20 protein-coding genes are annotated in these 18,991 nt (G+C 42.0%); 10 read left to right on the plus strand and 10 right to left on the minus strand.

Annotation, left to right across the window (positions count from 1 at the left end; translation table 11 throughout):
- Positions 1-107 precede the first annotated feature (107 nt).
- Positions 108-548, plus strand: coding sequence for a hypothetical protein (locus tag HBHAL_RS05755; protein ID WP_014642403.1), 441 nt, complete (start codon positions 108-110; stop codon positions 546-548).
- A gap of 49 nt (positions 549-597) precedes the next feature.
- Here the strand turns inward: HBHAL_RS05755 and HBHAL_RS05760 are convergent, their stop codons facing one another.
- On the minus strand, positions 598-1,233 hold the full coding sequence (locus HBHAL_RS05760) for a YczE/YyaS/YitT family protein (RefSeq protein WP_014642404.1): 636 nt from the start codon (positions 1,231-1,233) through the stop codon (positions 598-600).
- A gap of 150 nt (positions 1,234-1,383) precedes the next feature.
- Between HBHAL_RS05760 and HBHAL_RS05765 the strand changes: the two genes are divergently transcribed.
- Positions 1,384-2,142: a (S)-benzoin forming benzil reductase gene (locus tag HBHAL_RS05765; protein WP_014642405.1), complete on the plus strand. Its 759-nt coding sequence runs from the start codon at positions 1,384-1,386 to the stop codon at positions 2,140-2,142.
- A gap of 54 nt (positions 2,143-2,196) precedes the next feature.
- Here the strand turns inward: HBHAL_RS05765 and HBHAL_RS05770 are convergent, their stop codons facing one another.
- Positions 2,197-3,177 carry a S66 family peptidase gene (locus tag HBHAL_RS05770; protein WP_014642406.1) on the minus strand — a complete coding sequence of 327 codons (981 nt, stop codon included), beginning with the start codon at positions 3,175-3,177 and terminating at the stop codon, positions 2,197-2,199.
- Between the two features lie 692 nt (positions 3,178-3,869).
- Positions 3,870-4,505, minus strand: a complete 636-nt coding sequence (locus tag HBHAL_RS05775; RefSeq protein ID WP_223254260.1) for a dihydrofolate reductase family protein — start codon at positions 4,503-4,505, stop codon at positions 3,870-3,872.
- Between the two features lie 156 nt (positions 4,506-4,661).
- Between HBHAL_RS05775 and HBHAL_RS05780 the strand changes: the two genes are divergently transcribed.
- Positions 4,662-5,807 (plus strand): ATP-binding cassette domain-containing protein, encoded by a 1,146-nt coding sequence (locus HBHAL_RS05780; protein WP_041601219.1) that lies wholly within the window; start codon positions 4,662-4,664, stop codon positions 5,805-5,807.
- Positions 5,795-6,244 carry an ATP-binding cassette domain-containing protein gene (locus HBHAL_RS05785; RefSeq protein WP_145956001.1) on the plus strand — a complete coding sequence of 150 codons (450 nt, stop codon included), beginning with the start codon at positions 5,795-5,797 and terminating at the stop codon, positions 6,242-6,244. The genes HBHAL_RS05780 and HBHAL_RS05785 overlap by 13 nt, the downstream gene beginning before the upstream one ends.
- Before the next feature lie 928 nt (positions 6,245-7,172).
- On the opposite strand, the gene HBHAL_RS05800 is transcribed toward HBHAL_RS05785, so the two are convergent.
- Both HBHAL_RS05800 and HBHAL_RS05805 read right to left on the minus strand, forming a co-directional pair.
- Positions 7,173-8,360: a cation:proton antiporter gene (locus HBHAL_RS05800; RefSeq protein ID WP_014642410.1), complete on the minus strand. Its 1,188-nt coding sequence runs from the start codon at positions 8,358-8,360 to the stop codon at positions 7,173-7,175.
- 255 nt (positions 8,361-8,615) lie between these two features.
- The gene (locus tag HBHAL_RS05805) at positions 8,616-9,488 is read right to left on the minus strand and encodes a DMT family transporter (RefSeq protein ID WP_041601571.1); all 873 of its coding nucleotides are present in this window, start codon (positions 9,486-9,488) and stop codon (positions 8,616-8,618) included.
- Between the two features lie 186 nt (positions 9,489-9,674).
- On the opposite strand from HBHAL_RS05805, the gene HBHAL_RS05810 reads away from it, so the two are divergent.
- Positions 9,675-9,947 (plus strand): hypothetical protein, encoded by a 273-nt coding sequence (locus HBHAL_RS05810; RefSeq protein WP_014642413.1) that lies wholly within the window; start codon positions 9,675-9,677, stop codon positions 9,945-9,947.
- A gap of 41 nt (positions 9,948-9,988) precedes the next feature.
- On the plus strand, positions 9,989-10,546 hold the full coding sequence (locus HBHAL_RS05815) for a GNAT family N-acetyltransferase (RefSeq protein WP_014642414.1): 558 nt from the start codon (positions 9,989-9,991) through the stop codon (positions 10,544-10,546).
- A gap of 35 nt (positions 10,547-10,581) precedes the next feature.
- On the opposite strand, the gene HBHAL_RS05820 is transcribed toward HBHAL_RS05815, so the two are convergent.
- Positions 10,582-12,054 carry a SulP family inorganic anion transporter gene (locus tag HBHAL_RS05820; RefSeq protein WP_014642415.1) on the minus strand — a complete coding sequence of 491 codons (1,473 nt, stop codon included), beginning with the start codon at positions 12,052-12,054 and terminating at the stop codon, positions 10,582-10,584.
- Positions 12,055-12,595: 541 nt separating this feature from the next.
- On the opposite strand from HBHAL_RS05820, the gene HBHAL_RS05825 reads away from it, so the two are divergent.
- Entirely contained in the window at positions 12,596-13,015 is a 420-nt protein-coding gene (locus HBHAL_RS05825) for a universal stress protein (protein ID WP_014642416.1), read from the plus strand.
- 85 nt (positions 13,016-13,100) lie between these two features.
- A complete protein-coding gene (locus HBHAL_RS05830; protein ID WP_014642417.1) occupies positions 13,101-13,307 on the plus strand; it encodes a zinc ribbon domain-containing protein in 207 nt (68 codons plus the stop codon).
- A 58-nt stretch (positions 13,308-13,365) separates the two neighbouring features.
- On the opposite strand, the gene HBHAL_RS05835 is transcribed toward HBHAL_RS05830, so the two are convergent.
- From HBHAL_RS05835 to HBHAL_RS05845, 3 genes are read right to left on the minus strand one after another with little or no spacing between them, the layout of a single operon-like run.
- A complete protein-coding gene (locus HBHAL_RS05835; RefSeq protein WP_014642418.1) occupies positions 13,366-15,009 on the minus strand; it encodes a putative ABC transporter permease subunit in 1,644 nt (547 codons plus the stop codon).
- A complete protein-coding gene (locus HBHAL_RS05840) occupies positions 15,002-15,724 on the minus strand; it encodes an ABC transporter ATP-binding protein (protein WP_014642419.1) in 723 nt (240 codons plus the stop codon). The genes HBHAL_RS05835 and HBHAL_RS05840 overlap by 8 nt, the downstream gene beginning before the upstream one ends.
- A gap of 60 nt (positions 15,725-15,784) precedes the next feature.
- Positions 15,785-16,291, minus strand: a complete 507-nt coding sequence (locus tag HBHAL_RS05845; protein ID WP_014642420.1) for a GNAT family N-acetyltransferase — start codon at positions 16,289-16,291, stop codon at positions 15,785-15,787.
- 90 nt (positions 16,292-16,381) lie between these two features.
- On the opposite strand from HBHAL_RS05845, the gene HBHAL_RS05850 reads away from it, so the two are divergent.
- A complete protein-coding gene (locus HBHAL_RS05850) occupies positions 16,382-16,936 on the plus strand; it encodes a sugar O-acetyltransferase (protein ID WP_014642421.1) in 555 nt (184 codons plus the stop codon).
- A gap of 89 nt (positions 16,937-17,025) precedes the next feature.
- On the plus strand, positions 17,026-17,781 hold the full coding sequence (gene map / locus HBHAL_RS05855) for a type I methionyl aminopeptidase (RefSeq protein ID WP_014642422.1): 756 nt from the start codon (positions 17,026-17,028) through the stop codon (positions 17,779-17,781).
- A gap of 825 nt (positions 17,782-18,606) precedes the next feature.
- Here the strand turns inward: map and HBHAL_RS05860 are convergent.
- Positions 18,607-18,804 (minus strand): cold-shock protein, encoded by a 198-nt coding sequence (locus tag HBHAL_RS05860; RefSeq protein WP_014642423.1) that lies wholly within the window; start codon positions 18,802-18,804, stop codon positions 18,607-18,609.
- Positions 18,805-18,991: the final 187 nt, after the last annotated feature.

The raw sequence follows: 18,991 nt of genomic DNA on the forward strand, positions 1-18,991 counted from the left end.
AGGTATGCTTGGCCTTTGGCTGGCATACCGCTTTTTTGTTCTTTGGAGTTATAGAAAGGAATTATGATATAATTCCAACGAACCATTGATGAAATGGAGGAATAAGAATGGGAAAAGTCAATCTTGAGCTATCTCAGAAACAGTATGAAAAATTAGTAGAGACCGTATATTTGGGCACTTGGATGGTTAATTCCACCCGCATGGAACTGGATGACGAGTTTGAGGATGTACGAGAGCTTGTGCTTGCCAAGTATAAAGAAGCGGAGCTTGAGGATCGAGTTGTTCATCAGGAGGAAATGGGCATTTATGATTTGGATGTTGATTATGAATCTAAGCTGCTCGATACGTACGTAGAGGAATACGATGAGTTCAGTTTCTGGGATAAGCTGGTCGAAAAACTCGCTGATAAAGAAATGGCCGAGCGTTATGGGGCGAATCAGGATAAGATGACTGATGAAATGATGGAAGAACGTGTGCAAATAGAAGAGAAAATTGGTCAGAAGTTAGAAGAAACCGGAGTAACGAAACTTAATTTTACAGATGAATAAGAAATATAAAAAAGCGTGAAACGGTTATGTTTCACGCTTTCTTCGTTATTCAGTCCGACGCACTTGAAGAACGGGCGGAATCTGACCATAGCCTGGCAATTGGCCGCGCCCAGAAGTAAGACCATTGGATAAAGGGTCCTAACAATAATGCGACGATCAGTGTTCCTATGCCCACTGGTGCGCCTAAAAGATAACCGACAAAAGCCATCGCTGATTCTGCTATAATCCGAATAAAGCCTTTGGACTGTTTGGTTTTTTCATTCATAATCATCATAAAGTGGTCGAGCGGGATCCGCGGGAAGGGTGTGCGTAAATAAACAGCAACGCCCATTGCTGTAGCAAGCAATCCCAGGGAAAAGGTTCCCCACTGAGTCCACCATACTTCATAATTTGCGTTTTCAAGCATCCCGTATAAAAACAGATCTACGGTCCGTCCCCTTATAATAATGGGGATGAGAGATTCATACTGCGGGCGTTTTTTTTCAAGCCACGCATTGAGCAGCAGTAAAATCACAAAAGCTGCAATCATAACGGATCCTACCGTAATCGGAAAGCGCATAGATAGACCTACAGCTATACTATCGGCAGGTCCTACTCCCAAACCAGATTTAATAATCAGGGCAAGCCCCAGACTGGAGATTACGAGCCCGCCTGCATAAATGATAAATAAGTAGAGATACTTCATGTCAGACTCCTTCTTCTATCAGTCAAACTCGTGCTTCATTTATCATATACGCTGCTATTATAGATGTAAAGCAGTCTGCGGGCACGGTTAGGTTTTCTATTCAGGAAGACGGGAATAATGAGAAATAGCAGATAAAAGGAGGATTTTTACATGCAGTATGCTATTGTTACCGGAACATCACGTGGACTTGGTGAGTCCATTGCGAAACAGTTTATAGAAAAAAATGTTCACTTAATCTCTGTATCAAGAAACGAAAATAAGTCTTTACAGAAGCTGGCTGATGAAAGAAAGGTGAGCTATACTCACATTTCCTGTGACTTGAGTGACCCTGGCCAATTGGAGGAAGGTCTAGAGAAAATTGTTAATGAAGCTTTTCACGAAGATACCCACTATGTATATCTGGTAAATAATGCAGGAGTGATTGAGCCAATTAACCCGGTGGGAGAATTAGAGCCTGCTTCTGTTCAAAAGCATTTTCAGGTAAATGTGACAGCTCCTGTACTTTTGATTAATCGTTGTCTGGCAGAAGCGAATAAAAAAGAAATCGGGACCTCGATTATTAATATCACTTCCGGTGCAGCTGAACGTCCGGTTCACGGGTGGAGTACATATAGCAGTGCAAAAGCGGCTATTAATCGATTTACTTCCACCCTTGCGTTGGAGCAGGAAGGGAACAAGCATGTTATATTGGCTTTCAGCCCAGGAGTCATGGACACGGATATGCAAGGAGAAATACGTGCCTCTTCTAAAGAGGAGTTCAAAGACGTAGATAAATTTAAACAGATGAAGGAAGAAGGTCAGCTGAGATCCCCTCATGAAGTAGCATCCATTCTTATGGATCTGATCAATGAACCTAAAGAGATCGAGAATGGAAAAGTGTACAAAGTATACGATTTGGTTAATGAATAAACCAGCAGAAAGGACGGCTCAGCCCGTCCTTTTGTTTGGTGTATGCAGGTGCAGTTAATACTCTATCATCTGAATGGAAGCTTTTTGACCGGAAGCCTGAATGGCAGCCTTACCACCGATAGGAAAAGTGAACTGCGGCGTAGTATGACCGAAGCTCGCCTGAGCAATGACCGGGATGTTTGAGAGTTCCTGCTTCGATTTAATGATCGCGTGGATGTGATCCAGGCTAACGTTCGATTTTTTTTGGAACCGGCCGATGACAAGTCCTTTCACTTGATCAAACCCAGGCTGATGAATGAGGGACTGCAGATCACGGTCAAAGGTTTGTGGAATGGTCATTTCATCATCCTCAAGAAAAAGAATCGTGTTATCAAGTGCAGGCATGAATTCGGTCCCATGAAGAAGATTTAATGTACATAAATTCCCTCCAAGCGTTCTTCCTGCGGCCGATCCTTCATTGATCACAGCATAGCCTTCATTTGTATAAAATTGACGATTCTCTTGATCGAGGAACCAGCGGTCGTCACTCCAATGGTCCGCTTGCTCTATAAAGTAAGGAGTTGTTTGAGTAAACATCTGGCGAAAGTGATCCCACGTGTATTCAATTCCTTTTTTCATGCCGAATGTAGAAAAGTGGGGACCGTTATAGGTAACGAGTCCAGTTTTTTGGTAAATGGCATTTGAAAGAATCGTAATATCTGAAAAGCCGCAGAAGATTTTTGGGTTTTGGCGGATCAATTCATAATCCAGATAACGCAGCAGCTGATTGCTGTCAAAACCTCCAATCGTAGTAAGGATCATGGTAACGCGCTCGTCGTTGAAAGCTTCGTGAAGATCAGCGACTCTTTTTTCAATGGATTCAGAAAGCCCAGAATCATCGTTGATCTCTGCATATGTACTATAACTAACACGGACATCAAGCTGTTCCAAGCGCTGAATCGCAAGTTTGCGCTGATCTTCGGCAATAATAGATAAGCTCTCGGCAGGGGATACAACCCGTATTTCATCCCCTTGTTTTAATTTGTCTGGAAACATAAAATTCCTCCCTTTCCTGGATGCGCTTTATTTCTGTTGATTTTTTATAAGAAGCTTATTACATAATAGGGCCGCTTACTGTAAGACCCAGTTTCGAGATATCTTGGGTCCGTTACGATATGAGCAGCGGGCTGGTGGGGAAATAACTCGCTTTCCTATGGGGGAACGGTGAGCTTCCTCGCTCGTTTTCACTCCCTGCGGGATCTCACCTAGTTCCTTCTCCCATGGGAGTCTCGCCATTTCCCCACCAACCCAGCCACAGGAGAATAACGAACCCTTTCAGAAGAGAGAATGCTCTTCTTCTAAATAGGTCCTAAATGCTTCGATGATAAGCTATTTCACATCGTTTTAGCATGAAATACACTCTTCATCCCATCCTTTTTTCTCGTCAAGCAACCAGTGTATTTAGTGGTTTCGAATGTCTGATTCGGCCAGGTCCGGAGGGGGACGATGCAGACTCCTGCGGGATGAACATGATCGGTAAGATCCCGGAAGGCGAAGCCTGAGGAAGCTTACCACATGCCCGCGGAAAGCGAAATCGTCCCCCGAAGGACCTTCCTCATAACCAATATCTCGAAATTAAGTCATACAGAAAAGGGAGCTTAACTTTATAATCAACAAGGAAGTTTAACGAGCTATTAATAAAAGTGCGAAGGGGGCATTAGCTAATAGTAGGTCTTAGTGTACTTTACCTATTTAAGCTGATAGGTAAGTACAATCATCCCATCATCGAACTTTTCTGTCTTTAATAAATCGAGCTGCTGCTCTTTTTGATGCGGCTTGAACAGAGAAATCCCGCTGCCGATTAAGGTGGGCTGGATCGCCAGGTGGTATTCATCAATAAGCCCCATGCTTACAAAATGGTCAATCAACTGTGCTCCGCCAACTAGCCAGATATTTTTATCTGCTTTTAATACATTCAACAGCGGAAGAATTTGTTCGGGTTGAATGAAGGTGGCATAGGAATCGTGACCTTCTTTCGTACGGCTTACGACATAGACATCTTTGTATTGATAAGGAAACTCGCTCGTTAATTCAAGAATTTGTTCGTAGGTTTTTCTCCCCAGGATCACGGTGTCCATTTGATTGAAAAACGTTTCAAATCCATAATCGGTTCCACTCTCCTGTCCATCCCACAGCCAGTCAATCGAACCGTCTTCTCTGGAAATGTAACCATCCAGACTTTGCGCAATGTATAACACGACCTTCCCCATGATGAACCATCCTTTCTGAATTTTCTTGCAATACTGTTCCCGTTCATCATATAATAATTGAAGATGAAATAGAAGGGACTGACGTTTAAAGCGATGAAGTACTAATCCTGTCACTATACGAGTATGTAAATAAGAAATTTTACTCGTTCCAGATACAGGATTAGTCTGTCTTTCTTTAAACGTACGGCTTATGGGCACCTCTATGGTTTTTTTGAGGATGGCCGAAGCAGCAGACTAAGACTTCTCTGGAGCGTACAGGGAGGTCTATTTATGTTATTGATGAATGCCAGAAATATTCATTATTCGATCGGTGAACGAACATTGCTGGATATAAAGGAATTAGCTATTCACGAAGGGGAAAAGATCGGTTTAGTCGGAAGGAACGGTCAGGGGAAGACGATGCTCCTCCGCTACTTAACCGGAGAACTGGATATTCTTCCTCAAGTGAAGTGGTACACAGCGTATGACCGATTAGAACAAATTGATAAGGAAACAAAGGAAGATCGTCAAAGCGGTGGTGAACGTACGCTTGCCAAGCTTGACGCTATCTTTCAGGATGCGGCCCAGCTGTTGTTTTTAGATGAACCGACGAATGATTTAGACTGGTCGCGGGTGGAAGCGTTAGAGGAGAGGCTGCAGAAGCATCCCGGCGCATGTGTGATCGTCTCTCATGACCGGACGCTCCTCGACCGCACATGCGATAAAATCTGGGAACTCGAAAAAGGCAAACTTAGAGAGTTTAATGGTAACTATACCTTTTATCTTCAACAAAAAGAACAGGAACGAGAGCAACAGATGGAAAAGCATCTACAGTACCTTCAGGAAAAGAAAAGAATTGAAAATCGGATTGAGCAAAAACGTACCCAATCCAAAGGGATGAGAAAGCCTCCAAAGCGTATGGGGAATTCTGAATGGCAGCTTGGTAAAAATAAAGCAGCGGCCAGACAAAAGAAAGTGGAGCGAACAGGGAAAACTCTTGAACGCCGCCTGGATCGTTTAGAGCGTGCTGACAAACCGTTTGAATGGGATCAAGTGAAGCTGGAAATAGACCACCTGTCTAAAATCCACAGTAAATATATCTGTCAGTTAAGAGAGGTAAATATCCAGGTTGGAAACAGATTTCTTTTTCACATAGACGATATTTTACTGAAGACAGGTTCAAAGACCGCATTTATAGGCGCAAACGGAACTGGTAAATCTACTTTTCTGAAGCATTTGCTTGATCATCATAAAGAATTGTTTCCAAAAGGAGTTAACACAGAATATTTTCATCAGAACATGGGAGCACTTCCAGAGGAGGAGACGGTTTTAGGCTATGTATCGAAAACGAGTCGTTTAGAAGAGTCCATGATTCGGATTATTCTCGCGAGACTCAGATTTTATGAGCAGGATATCCATAAAAAATTCAGGTATTAAGCGGTGGAGAGCGAGTAAAGCTTGTTCTAGCCAGGATGCTGGTCAGTGAAGCACAGCTGCTTATATTAGATGAACCGACCAATCATTTGGATATAGAGGCAATTGAAGCTTTGGAAAAATTAGTGCAGGATTATCCGGGAACGATTCTGTATGTCACCCATGACCGGACGTTTGTGGAGAAAACAGCGGATCAGTTATGGATCATCGAACAGGAAAAACTGAACTATTTTGATGGAACATGGCAAGAATGGCAGGAAGCCTTGAATCAACCACAGAAAGCAGAGGAAGACGTGTACAATTTGATGACTCTCGAAATTAAACTGTCCGAACTGATTAGTCGATTAAGTATGCCCGGAATGAATGAAGACCGAAAGCTTCTCGAAAAGGAATATGCAAACACTTTAGAACTTTTAAAGAAATTAAAAACAGGACACTAGATGAAACTTTTTCATACTTAATAAGCCCTTCTGTTCATGGACAGAAGGGCTTATTATATCTGACACTCATGTTCACTTCTTATTGTTATTCCTTTTTAGAAGAACAAGTATGAACACGAGAAACAGTGCTGCTACACTTATAGCCATAATAATGATTGAAATAAATAAAGAATTCATTCTTCGACCTCCTTATTATTCTTCTTTTAACTTTTTCCTTTGGAGACTTGTTCACTCTCTCTATGGAAGTACAGAAGAGCTGGATAATCCCCATCCAGCTTTCAATTGGAATGTATTTTTCGCCCCTCTTAAACCTGCCAAATTGATTTTAAAGTAAGGCTCCCTTTTCTGTAAGACTCAGTTTCGAGATAAATGGGTCCTTTACTAAAATGAGGATAAGGGTTGGTTGGGAAATAATTCGCTTTCCTGTGGGGGAACTGGTGAGCCTCCTCAGTCGTTTCACTCCTTGCGGGGTCTCCCCTAGATCCTCCTCCCACGGGAGTCTCATCATTTCCCCACCAACCCAACGATATCTAGTGAACGGACCCTGCTATAGGAGACAGGAGCCATGCTGCATTTGCCTCTAATGCTTCTATAACAAGGTTCCTACACGTAAACAAACATTAAAACTCAGGGTGGATTATAGATGATCCTTGTTCATTGGAAGGTGTTTATTCAGAGAATTTCGAGCGCTCCGTGATCGCATAGGGGCGGAAGGGAACGGCGAAGACTCCTGCGGGATGAACATGATCGGTGAGATCCCGCAGGGCTGTTAAGCCCGAGGAAGCTCAGCACATGCCCGCGGAAAGCGAGCCGTTCCCTGGAGACCCTTTCTCCAGACAATATCTCGAAACTGAGTCTTACACAATCCGGTCTGTTTGTTGAATAAGCCTTTTATGAGAAATTATCATTACTTGTCACTAGAGCTTTGTTATTTTAGCAGTCTCTTTGATAATGGGTAAATGCCGATGCTTTGAATAATAAGAGAGAGCAGCACGGCTGCAAATGTTAATGAAAGTAAGACATCTGTTCTCTCTCCTCCCTGAGTGGAAAGGCTTAAAATAAGAAAAACAGACATGGTTCCTTTTAAACCCGACCAGCTAAGAAGAAAAGACTTCCGCCAGCCGATTTTCTGCCGCCATTTCGGAAAGACTTGCGTCGTTCCAGCTATGATGATAAAGCGCACAATAATTGAGGCAAGAAAAATCAAAATAGCCAGCCACCAGTAATTAAAGGACAGATGGTCAGCAGATACAATACCAATCAGTAAAAATAATAAAGAAAGAATAGAGATTTCTACAATGCCCCAGAAATTATCGAGCGATTCACGGAAGTGATCTTCCTTAATTGTCCGGCCAAACTCAAAGGATAGCATAATCCCAGCGAATACCGTGGCTAATACCCCGGATAAATCCAAGAATTCAGCAAGGTTGAAAATGCCATAAGCTACTACAATGCTGAGCATTACCTGATATTCTTTATGATGGGTAAAATGAATAGCTTTACTGAACAGCCAGCCGAATAATAATCCAACGAAAATGCCACCAAGCGAGACAAGCAGGAACTCTCCTAAAAAGAAGCTGAAAGAAAAGGGCTCATTATTAAGGAAAATACCTGATACCACAGAGAAGATGACAATGCTGGTCCCGTCATTAATTAAGGACTCTCCTTCCACTACGTCTGCCATCATTTCGTCTCCGGAGGACTGCTTTAAAATGGAGGCCACGGATACCGGGTCTGTAGGTGTCAGCATGGCGGCAATTAAGATCGCCCCTGCAAACGACATGGATATAAACGGTGTGCTCATGATAAAAATGATGGAACCTAGCAGAATAACTGTAAGTATAAGGCCAATCGTTGCAAAGAAACCGATAATACCTCCATTCTCTTTGAGAGCAGAGGGAGGAAAGCGATAAGCAGAAATGAACAAAAGACCAGGCAAAAATATATGGTAAATTAAGTTTTCGGTAACCTCTATAGAGGAAAAGTAGGGAATAAAGAAAAGGCCAATCCCTATCAAGGTCAGAATAGGGGGCACGGGTAGATCTTCTTTCTTCTTATCTATTGTGAAAATAAGGTAGCCAATGAACAATAATACGATATACGGTGTGGTATGCATATAGGGATCCCTCCAAACTACTGCTGCTTAACCTTAGAATAGACCAGAGATGTAATTATTCAAAGTGAAATTTCGCCTTCTCATAAATAATATTGAACGATTCTGACTTGTTCAAATCTGTATGGATAGCCATTAGTAAAAAATACCACGATAATGGTTTCATTAATCCTTATTTATTCGAGTGTTGGCGATGTGGTTAAAAAACACACTATATAAAAAGACCTTCCTCATCTGTATAAAAGGAAGGTCTTGAGTTTACGCTTTGGAATGCTGCGCTTTAGCATTTTGATTATTTTTAAGGAACATATAAAAGGATGCTCCGAAGATCGTTACATAGCCGAGAATACTGAGCCAATCAGGCACCTGTCCAAATAGGAAGATACTGATCAGGGCGGAATAAACCACTGTGGAATAGAAAAAGATTGAAATTTCTCTTGCAGGAGCAAATTTGTAAGCTATAGTTAAGCCAAACTGCCCTAGAGTAGCGAATCCGCCTGCAGAAAGCAGATAAATCCATTGTTTTAACGACATAGGTTCGTAAAAGGCTATGGTAAAAGGGAGAAGAGAAACCGTCGTAAAAAAAGAGAAGTAAAAGACAATGGTATAAAATTTCTCTTTATCCCCGAGTACACGCAGCAATGTGTAGGCACCTGCTGCAAAAACGGCTGAGAACACGCCGGCAAGATAGGGAATGAACTCTACAGAAAAGGCAGGCTTGATAATAAAAAGAGTACCGATAAAAGCAATAATAATAGATACGATTTGATACAGCCGTGCTCTTTCCTTCAAAAAGATAGCCGAAAATATAATGAGCAGAAACGGGCTCAGTTTATTCAGCATATCTGCATCGGAAAGGACCAGGTTATCTATGGCGTAAAAAAATAGGACCATTCCAATGGTACCCAGGGCCGAACGGGAAAGAAGAAGCTTTTGGTTTTCTTTTTTTCCGAACAAACGCTCTTTATTATACATCACAAATCCAAAAGCGATGACGGCTGAGACGAGATTCCGAAACAGTGTCTTTTGTACGGTTGGCACATCTCCTGATAATTTCACTAACGCGGCCATCATAGAAAACCCGAATGCCGATATAAGCAGTAATAGAATTCCTTTATTGCGATCACTCATAATGGTTCCTCCAATTAGGATTAGGTTGTGCAAAATCACCTTTACCATCCTAATATAAAAGAGTGTATAAGGAAAGCCATTCATATTCTTCATTCTCCATTAATTGACAAAAATAGACAAGATGATACGAATACGCAAGAATCGGGTATAATGAAATAAGCATGGACTTAAGAAAGGAAGATTATTTTGTTTTATTCGCAGCCGATCGTGTGGCAGACCCGGGTCATTAAGGACAATCAACAAGTGTACACAGAGGAACAATCAACATTAGATCTTTATGAATCTGAAGTGATTACTCCGACAGAAACGTATCGGCTGAAAGATATTTTTGATGTCTCTTATAAACCATTTTCGGACAGTTATGGACTGTTGTACTTACACACCATTAAGGGAGTGAAAACGTATATGGTAAAAGAATCTCCTGAAGCGTGGATGGAGGCTTATCATCAATGGAAGTGAAAATTCATACCACATCTTTTATATAATGGAGTGTGAGTCGAATGGAGATTCTTGAAAAAGGGGATCGATTGCACCTAAGAGAAATTGTTCCGGAAGATTGGGAAGCTTTGCACTCATACGCTTCGAATAAAGAGGCATGTAAATTCCAGCCTTGGGGACCAAATAGCGAGCAGGATTCTATTTTTTTCGTTCAACAGGCGATTCGTGATCGGGAGGTTCGACATCGCAGCCGCTTTGTATTTGCCATTGTAATGAATGAAACTGGAAGCATAGTTGGAAACATTGAAATGAATATTATTGACTGGGATGGTGTGGGTGAGATCGGTTTTATTATACACCCGGAACATTGGGGTAAAGGTTACGCGACAGAAGCTGCTCTTCTCATATTGAAGCATAGCTTTGAAGCATGTGACCTTCACCGAGTATCAGCCATCTGCAATCCGAACAATGTGGCTTCTCTTTATGTCCTGGAGAAAATAGGAATGGTCAGAGAAGGAGTTTTGCGTCAGGATCTTCTTGTAAAAGGAAGCTGGCGGGATTCATGTGTTTACAGCATGCTTAAAGATGAATGGGCCGCAAAACATGGCTCTTGTTCATAAAAAAGTGATTCCCTCAGATGGGAATCACTTTTTTATTAATGGTTGGACACAGAAGCATTCGGTTTATTGTGAACGGCAAGCCGTTTGACTAACTGTGAACTGTCTTTATTCAAGCCAACAATGTGGACATCTTTGTCGTTTTCCCTGAACTTCAGGACCAGTTTATCAATAGCAGCTACGGCTGAATCGTCCCAGATATGAGAATCTGAGAAATCAATAACCACTTCTTTAGCGTCCGCACTAAAGTCAAAGTGCTTCATAAGATTGTCAATGGAAGCGAAGAAAACTTGTCCACTTACTTGATAGACGAGCCTCTTCGTGCTCTCTTCATAGGCTTCTTCAACGTGTATTTTAGATATCTTAGCTACAAAGAAGATGGCGCTTAAAATAACACCTGCCAACACACCTTTAGACAAGTCGTGTGTTTTAACAACAGTACCTACGGTGATCACCATAACCACTGTATCTGTAATAGGCACCTTGTGGAATCGAGTAAGAGAGCTCCAGTCAAAGGTTCCAATGGAAACCATGATCATGACACCTACCAGCACCGCCATCGGGATCTGAACCAGTAAATCATTGAAGACGATAATTAAGAGCATCATGAATACTCCTGCGACAAGTGTCGATAAACGTCCACGTCCTCCAGAAGAAACGTTTATGACCGATTGGCCAATCATAGCACATCCGGCCATACCTCCAAACAATCCGGATACAACATTAGCTGTACCCTGACCCCGTGCTTCTTTGTTTTTGTCACTGACGGTATCGGTCATATCATCTACGATTTGAGCAGTTAATAATGACTCAAGTAAGCCAACAAAAGCTAAAGCAAGGGAGATTGGGAAAATAATTTCCAATGTTTCAAAAGTCAACGGAATGTCAGGCAGCAGGAAAATTGGCAGAGTACTAGATAACTCGCCCATATCTCCGACTGTCTTCAATCCGGTTCCTGTAGTAATAGCAATTACGGTCATGACGATAATGGCCACTAGTGGTGATGGTACAGCCTTTGAAAACTTCGGAAGAATATAAATGATGGCTAACGAACCGGCTACCATCGCGTACATAGCCCAGTTGGCCCCTTCAAAATGGGTCAGCTGAGAGGTGAAGATCAAAATAGCAAGGGCATTAACGAAACCAATCATGACAGAGCGTGGTATGAACTTCATAAACTGTCCAACTCTCAACGCTCCTAAGACAAACTGCAGAATTCCGGTCAAAATTGTAGCTGCAAGCAGATACTCAAGACCATGATCTCTGACAAGGGTAACCATGAGCAAAGCCATGGCACCGGTGGCCGCTGAAATCATTCCAGGACGGCCGCCCAAAAAGGCAATAACGACGGCGATACAGAAGGAAGCGTACAGTCCTACCATGGGGTCGACTCCAGCGATGATAGAGAAAGCGATCGCTTCAGGGATGAGTGCCATTGCAACAACCATGCCTGAAAGCGTATCGTTTTTTACGTTTCCAAACCATTGTTCTTTAATTGTTTGTGTGTTCAATTGCGCACCTCTTTCTGTTTATTTTAGAAGCGCACTGTCCGTAACAGTGCATATATCCGGCAAGAACGAACAGAGTATATCATCTCTTAAATGAATTTCATAACTCCATGTAAGCGCATAAATTCGATACATACATTTATATTCTTTTATATCCTCTTATATAGACCCCGAAATCATAAAGCGTAAATTTATTACATAAATTCCTCAGACTATACTACACGGCTTCTTTTCATGAAAGCTCCGGTTTGTTTAAGACTCAGTTTCGAGATATTTGTTGAGCGGAAGGTCCTCCGGGAGTGAAGCGACCGAAGAGGCTTGCCAGTTCCCCCACAGGAAAGCGAGTTGTTTCCGCAGCCACCCTTATTAAATTTTTGGCAATGGACCCTAATTATAGAAACTGAGTCTTAAACAATCCGCCCCGATTGTTTAAGAAAGTGCTTGTGAAAGTAGCTTATTATTATGAAACAATTGTGTTTGATTTTCATGGAATTCGTCTTACGTGTTAAAATAACCGCAGATGTTATGAAAACAGGGGGATTGTATGTATAAGAAAATACTATTAGCTGCAGATGGATCAGGACATTCCGTCCGAACAGCTGAACGTGCAGCCGAACTAGCCCGTCTGCAAGGAGATGGTGAAATTACAATCATCTATGTGGTAGACGGTGAACAATCAAAATCCGATGTACTATCAGAAGGCGACAAAGGAACGATCGAACTTCGCCGTCATGAGCGGCTGAATCCAATTGAGCAGATGTTAGAAAGTAAAGGGCTGTCCTATCAGGTAGCTTTAAAACATGGTGAGCCAGGCCCTGAGATTGTTAAATTTGCAAACGATGAAGCTTTTGATATTGTGGTAATTGGAAGTCGTGGTTTAAACACTCTACAGGAAATGGTTCTCGGAAGTGTTAGTCACAAAGTAGCGAAGCGAGCCAAATGTCCGGTTATGATTGTAAAATAACTAGATAATTTCTATGCTAAATAAAACCTCATATCCGCATATATGAATAAATAGAGGAAATATTATTAAAAACAGGAGTGTGTCTATGAGCGAACGAGGTTGTATTAAATGCGGCAGTACAGATGCCGAAGAAAATCATGTATCCATGACAGGCTCAGGTCTGTCCAATATATTAGATGTGCAAAATCATCAATTTACATTGGTCTATTGTAAGAATTGCGGTTACTCTGAATTTTACAATAAAGAGGCAGCTGAAGAAGGTAACGTTTTTGATTATTTCTTTGGCAACTAACCTTTTGGGTATAAAAAAGACTTCGACCTGATTCAGGTCGAAGTCTTTTTTAGATCGTTCAATGGATAGAATAATACCGCTTATCACTAAGTCGTTTCAAACCTGCATGGCAGGCGGTAATCAGGATAATCAGAAAGGTAAGCAGAACACCTGAAGTTATCCAGATTCCACTGATCGCACTCACATTCCAAAGGATTAAAATAAGGGTACCGAATACCGTTGCTTCGATTGCCAGCATGGCGAGCCCAATAAAACGTCCTTTAAAGACTTCGCGCTCATCGGTCCAGTCAAGCTTAGGACTGTAAAGATCAATGATGAGCCCTCCTATACTGGTAACCCAATTGGTAACTAGCGCAAGAAGCAGCCAAATGATCCAGATCATAAAGGAAACCTGAACTAGAAATAAAGCCGCGAAGCTGAGAATAGCAATGGTGAGAAGGTTTAACGTAAAAGCTGTTACAATTTTACTTCTAAGGACGGTTTGCGGCGCTATTGGCAGATGAAGATGATTGAACCAGCTTTTTCCATCTCTTGAAATCGAGGAGAACGAGGCAGGGGTCATCCCGACAGCCAGCAGAGTAAAACCAAACAGCCCGAGCACAAGTTTCTTTCCTTCTAATTGGGTAAGTAAAGAACCAAGACTTGCTACGGAAGTATTCGATTCCATAAATAAGATGACAAGCAGAAAGACGGGGAAAAAGAGACTCTGCACCACGATTTGCGTAAAGAAGGCAGGGGTGCGGAAAATGATTCTCATCTCTTTCAGCCATAGACTGTAAATAATCGGTTTTTGCTTAATCGTCTTATGTATCTTTTTCTCATCAAAACTGCCTCGTGTTCCTCCCGATAATCCAAGCACGCCTTTGAAATAAACCTTCTGGCCGACGGTTAGAAATAAAATGGCAAAACCTATCGATAATCCCAGCATCAGCAACAGATAAAGAACTCCTGTTAGAGAACCTGGCTGAGTCAGGGCGATCGAACTAAAATAAGCGGTTGGAAAGAAACCGGTAACCAGTTCAAGCAATCCATTCTGTTCCCTGATTAAATCGGCGGCACCGCTACCGTCTCCTCCACTGTCTAACCGGATCACGACATTAATTCCAATGGCAAATATAAAGCCGAACATGCCGACAATGATTTTTGTACGGTCTTTATTCTTGGAAATGTTGGCAAAACGCATGAGAAACATAAGCACAATCGAAAGCAGTACAAATGGAATCACTGGTGTAACCGCCCATAGCAAAATAGCGAACAAATAATAAAGCAGGCCAGCACTACTGTGTAATCCGTAAAACAACAGAACCGGCAGTAAAACTAAAGCATTCATTCCGTACAGAGACAAAAAAGGTATGGCAGATTTCCCAAGTACAATCTGATAAGGATGAAAGGGAAGAGCAATAAATGATTCTACGTCCTCCGCAAAGTAAAAGGAGCTTAAAACCGTTCCAATGCTGGTCACAAGAAAAATAACAAACATAAGAATAAAAAATAAAGCGAGAATGACACTTTCGTTTCCAGTTGGTGCCAGGGCATTGTAAAGGTTTCCAATTAAACTGTTCAAGGAGAATAAGATTAAGGCACCAAAGGGAATAAGCGCAAGAGCCATAATCACATAGCCGACTTTTTCCGAACTGCTTTTACCCGCCCAGGAGAGCTGCATTTTCACCATGATTTTCATTAATTTCCATGCATTACTCATTTTCTGTTAACTCCAGGAATAGTCGTTCCAAATTATCATCATCTTGAAACTGCTGCTTCATTTCGCTCATATTTCCTTGAAATTGTACGTGTCCATGGTTAATAATCGCTACTTCATCACATAATTGCTCGACTACCTCCAGCACGTGTGTGGAGAAAAAGACGATTTTACCTCTTTCGGCGTGTTCTCTCATCATTTCTTTTAAAGTATGAGAAGACTTAGGGTCCAGGCCGGACAAGGGCTCATCTAAAATCCATACATCGGGGTCATGGAGAAGTACGCCACTTACAACGATTTTTTGCCGCATTCCATGGGAGTACGTCTGGATATGATCATCAAGCGCTTCATAAATACCAAAGCTCCTGGTAAGATATTCGATTTTTTCTTTCCGCTCTTCTTTTGACACTTGAAATACGTCTGCAATGAAATTTAAGTATTCAATCCCTTTCAGACGGAGGAATATATCTGAGCGGTCAGGGACGTACCCGAAAAGATGCTTTGCCTCCATGGGATAATCGGTAATATCCACACCATTGATCGTAATAGAGCCCTCATCAATAGGCAGGATCCCTGTCATCATTTTAATAGTAGTCGATTTCCCTGCACCGTTCGGACCGAGAAAGCCGAAGATTTTCCCGTCGGGTATCGTTAAATTCAGATTTTTCACAGCCTGCTTGCCGTTGAAGCTTTTCGATATGCTCTTTAATTCAATCATACGGTCCACCCTTTACTAAATAATCTGCTTTTTAAGTACGATATGGATGGACGATAAGTTTCACTCCGTTAAGAATAGTTCCATCAGTTCTTCGTCCAGGTAGCGATCGGCTATTTTAATAGCTTTTCGCTCTAAACCGTAGGATTGAAATCCAACTTTCTCATAGAGTTTCTTCGCAGGAGTATTGTCCGTAACGACATTTAAGTGGAGCACTTCTAACTCAATTGCCTTCGAAAAATTAATAACTTCTTGTAAGAGGAGGGCAGCTCCGCCTTTCCGTCGGCAGCCTGGACTTACATACATAGCTACAATACTCCCTTTGTGAGAAAACTTAGGATGGGTTTCTTTAACCAGGGTAGCCGTCCCGCAAAGGGTGCCGTCTTCAAATAATCCAAAAGTACGTGAAGAAGGACTGTCCAGCCTCTCCGCTGTTTTAACAAGAGGATCGGGTCTTTGTTTTTCCTGTTCATATGTAGTAATAAAAGCATCCGGGTTGGTTAATAATGCTTCTAACCGCAGTTCATAATAGTCTTCTGCATCTTTTCCATTTAGTTCTCTCACCTGCATGGCAGATCCCTCCTTCGGTTGTTCCAAGTCTAGTTAAAAATTGTGGTAAAGTAAAGGAAGTTGTTCAACATATAATAAGAAGGTGAGTGTATGACAGAAAAGGAAAAAATGCTGGCCGGCGAACTTTATAAATCCTGGGATGAGGAATTGGTTCACGAAAGGGCAAGAGCCAGGCAGATTGTTTATTCTCTCAATCAAACGAAAGATGCAGAAATGCATTATCGAAAGCAATTGATAGAAGACCTATTTGGTACCCTGGAAGGAGAATATGGGCTCGAGCCTCCTTTCTTTTGCGATTACGGATACAATATTCACGTAGGGGAAGGGTTTTTCGCCAATTTCAATTGCGTTTTTTTGGATGTCTGTTCTATTCGAATCGGAAAAAGGGTGCTCATTGGTCCGAGTGTGCAGCTTTATACCGCTACTCATCCAATGGACCGTGAATCAAGAGCGAGAGGATTGGAAGCGGGAAAACCCATTACGATAGGCGATGACGTATGGATTGGAGGAAATGCCGTTATCAATCCTGGGGTGACCATCGGGGATAATGTCATTGTTGGTGCTGGAGCGGTCGTAACCAAAGATGTTCCTTCAAACGTTTTTATAGGAGGAAACCCTGCTAAAACGATAAAAGTAATTGAGTAAGTCCCAGGGGTGGTCGAACGGGAATTTTTTCGATATTATACTATAGGATGCTTAGTTAAACGTTAGAGAGATAAGGAAGGAATGGGTGTATGATTAAACGTAAAAGTAAACGAGAAATTGAATTAATGCAGGAAGCCGGTAAGCTGCTGGCTAACGTTCATAAAGAATTAAGAACATTTATCAAGCCAGGTGTGACCACAATGGAGATTGAAAATTTTGTGGAACGTTATTTAACCAAACATGGAGCGACCGGTGAACAAAAAGGGTATCAGGGTTATGAGTTTAATACTTGTGCCTCCATTAATGATGAAGTATGTCACGGTTTCCCTCGTCATGAGAAACTCGCTGAAGGAGATATCGTTACCGTGGATATGGTGGTGAATCTCAACGGTGCGCTTGCTGACTCTGCCTGGACCCATGCGGTAGGAAACGTTAGTGAAGAAGCAAGTAAGCTGATGGATGTAACAAAAACATCTCTATATAAAGGTATTGAGCAGGCTATACCTGGGAATCGGATCGGTGATATTGGTCATGCGATTCAATCCTATGCGGAAGGAGAAGGCTACTCTGTCGTCCGCGACTTTACAGGTCACGGGATCGGCGAAGGCATTCATGAAGATCCATATATTCCGCATTTCGGTAATGCTGGAAAAGGTGCTCGTTTGAAAGAGGGAATGGTCATTACGATTGAACCGATGATTAACATCGGCGGCTGGAGTACTAAGATGGATGATAATAACTGGACCGCCCGTACAGTAGATGGATCATTATCTGCACAGTATGAACATACGGTAGCTATCACAAAAGACGGCCCCGTGATTCTAACTCAGCAGGAAGAAGAATAAATAATTGCAGGCAGGAGCTGGATCAGCTCCTGCCATTTTTAAATTAGAGATCTATATGTATGTTTGGTTAGTGCAGCAAGAGGAAGATTTCTTATTAGTAAACATAGCTTCGTTAAACTTTTTTTGAGAATCTTTTATAAAAGGCTTATTACATTAAAAGGCCGTAATGTGTAAGACTCAGTTTCGAGATATTTTGTAGAGAAAGGGGCTCCAGGGAACGGCTCGCTTTCCGCGGCCCTGCACTACGCAGGGTCGTTCGACGTTGCCACAGGACGTGGCGATCTTAGTATAACATCCCATGAGGTGAGCTTCCTCGGGCTTAACAGCCCTGCGGGATCTCACCAATCATGTTCATCCCGCAGGAGTCTTCGCCGTTCCCTTCCGCCCCTTTGCGATCATGGAGCGCTCAAAATCATCTACGTATATGCCTCCATTTGAGGAGGGTGACCTATGATCAACGTTAAATTCCGAGTCTATCCAGGGGGATAAACGCTTCTATAGAAGCATTTAAGACGATTTAAGGTTCTCCACTTGGTACGTTCACTAAATATCAGTTGGGTTGGTGGGGAAATGGCGAGACTCCCATGGGAGAAAGAACTAGGTGAGATCCCGCAGGGAGTGGAACGAGCGAGGAAGCTCGCCGTTCCCCCATAGGAAAGCGAGTTATTTCCCCACCAGCCCTCCTCCACATAGAGTAACGGACCCAAATTATCTTGAAACTGAGTCTTAAACAAACGGGAGATTATCTGTAAAATCAACAATGAGATGGAAGGGGATTTAAACATAATAAAAAGACTCCCTGTTAGGGGAGTCTTTTTTAGGTATTTATTTACGAACGTTAGAAGCTTGTGGTCCGCGTTGTCCTTCTTCGATTTCGAAAGTTACAACTTGACCTTCTTCTAGAGATTTGAAACCTTCTTCTTGAATAGCAGAGAAGTGAACGAAGACGTCGTCTTGGCCTTCTACTTCAATAAATCCAAAACCTTTTTCTGCATTAAACCATTTTACTGTACCTTCAACCATGTACAAAAACCTCCTGTGTGGAAATATTCCACATTGTATTACTATTCTTGCCCTTCAAGTTCAATCAAGACGACATCTTTGAAACATCTTCTCTTGCATGAATCTGATCGAACAACAATAATTAATCCTAGTATAGCAGATGCTCAATAAGAAAGAAAGCTTTTCAGGAAAAAACTTTCTCCTGATA

Origin of the sequence: Halobacillus halophilus DSM 2266 (assembly GCF_000284515.1) — a bacterium.
Lineage (GTDB): Bacteria > Bacillota > Bacilli > Bacillales > Halobacillaceae > Halobacillus > Halobacillus halophilus.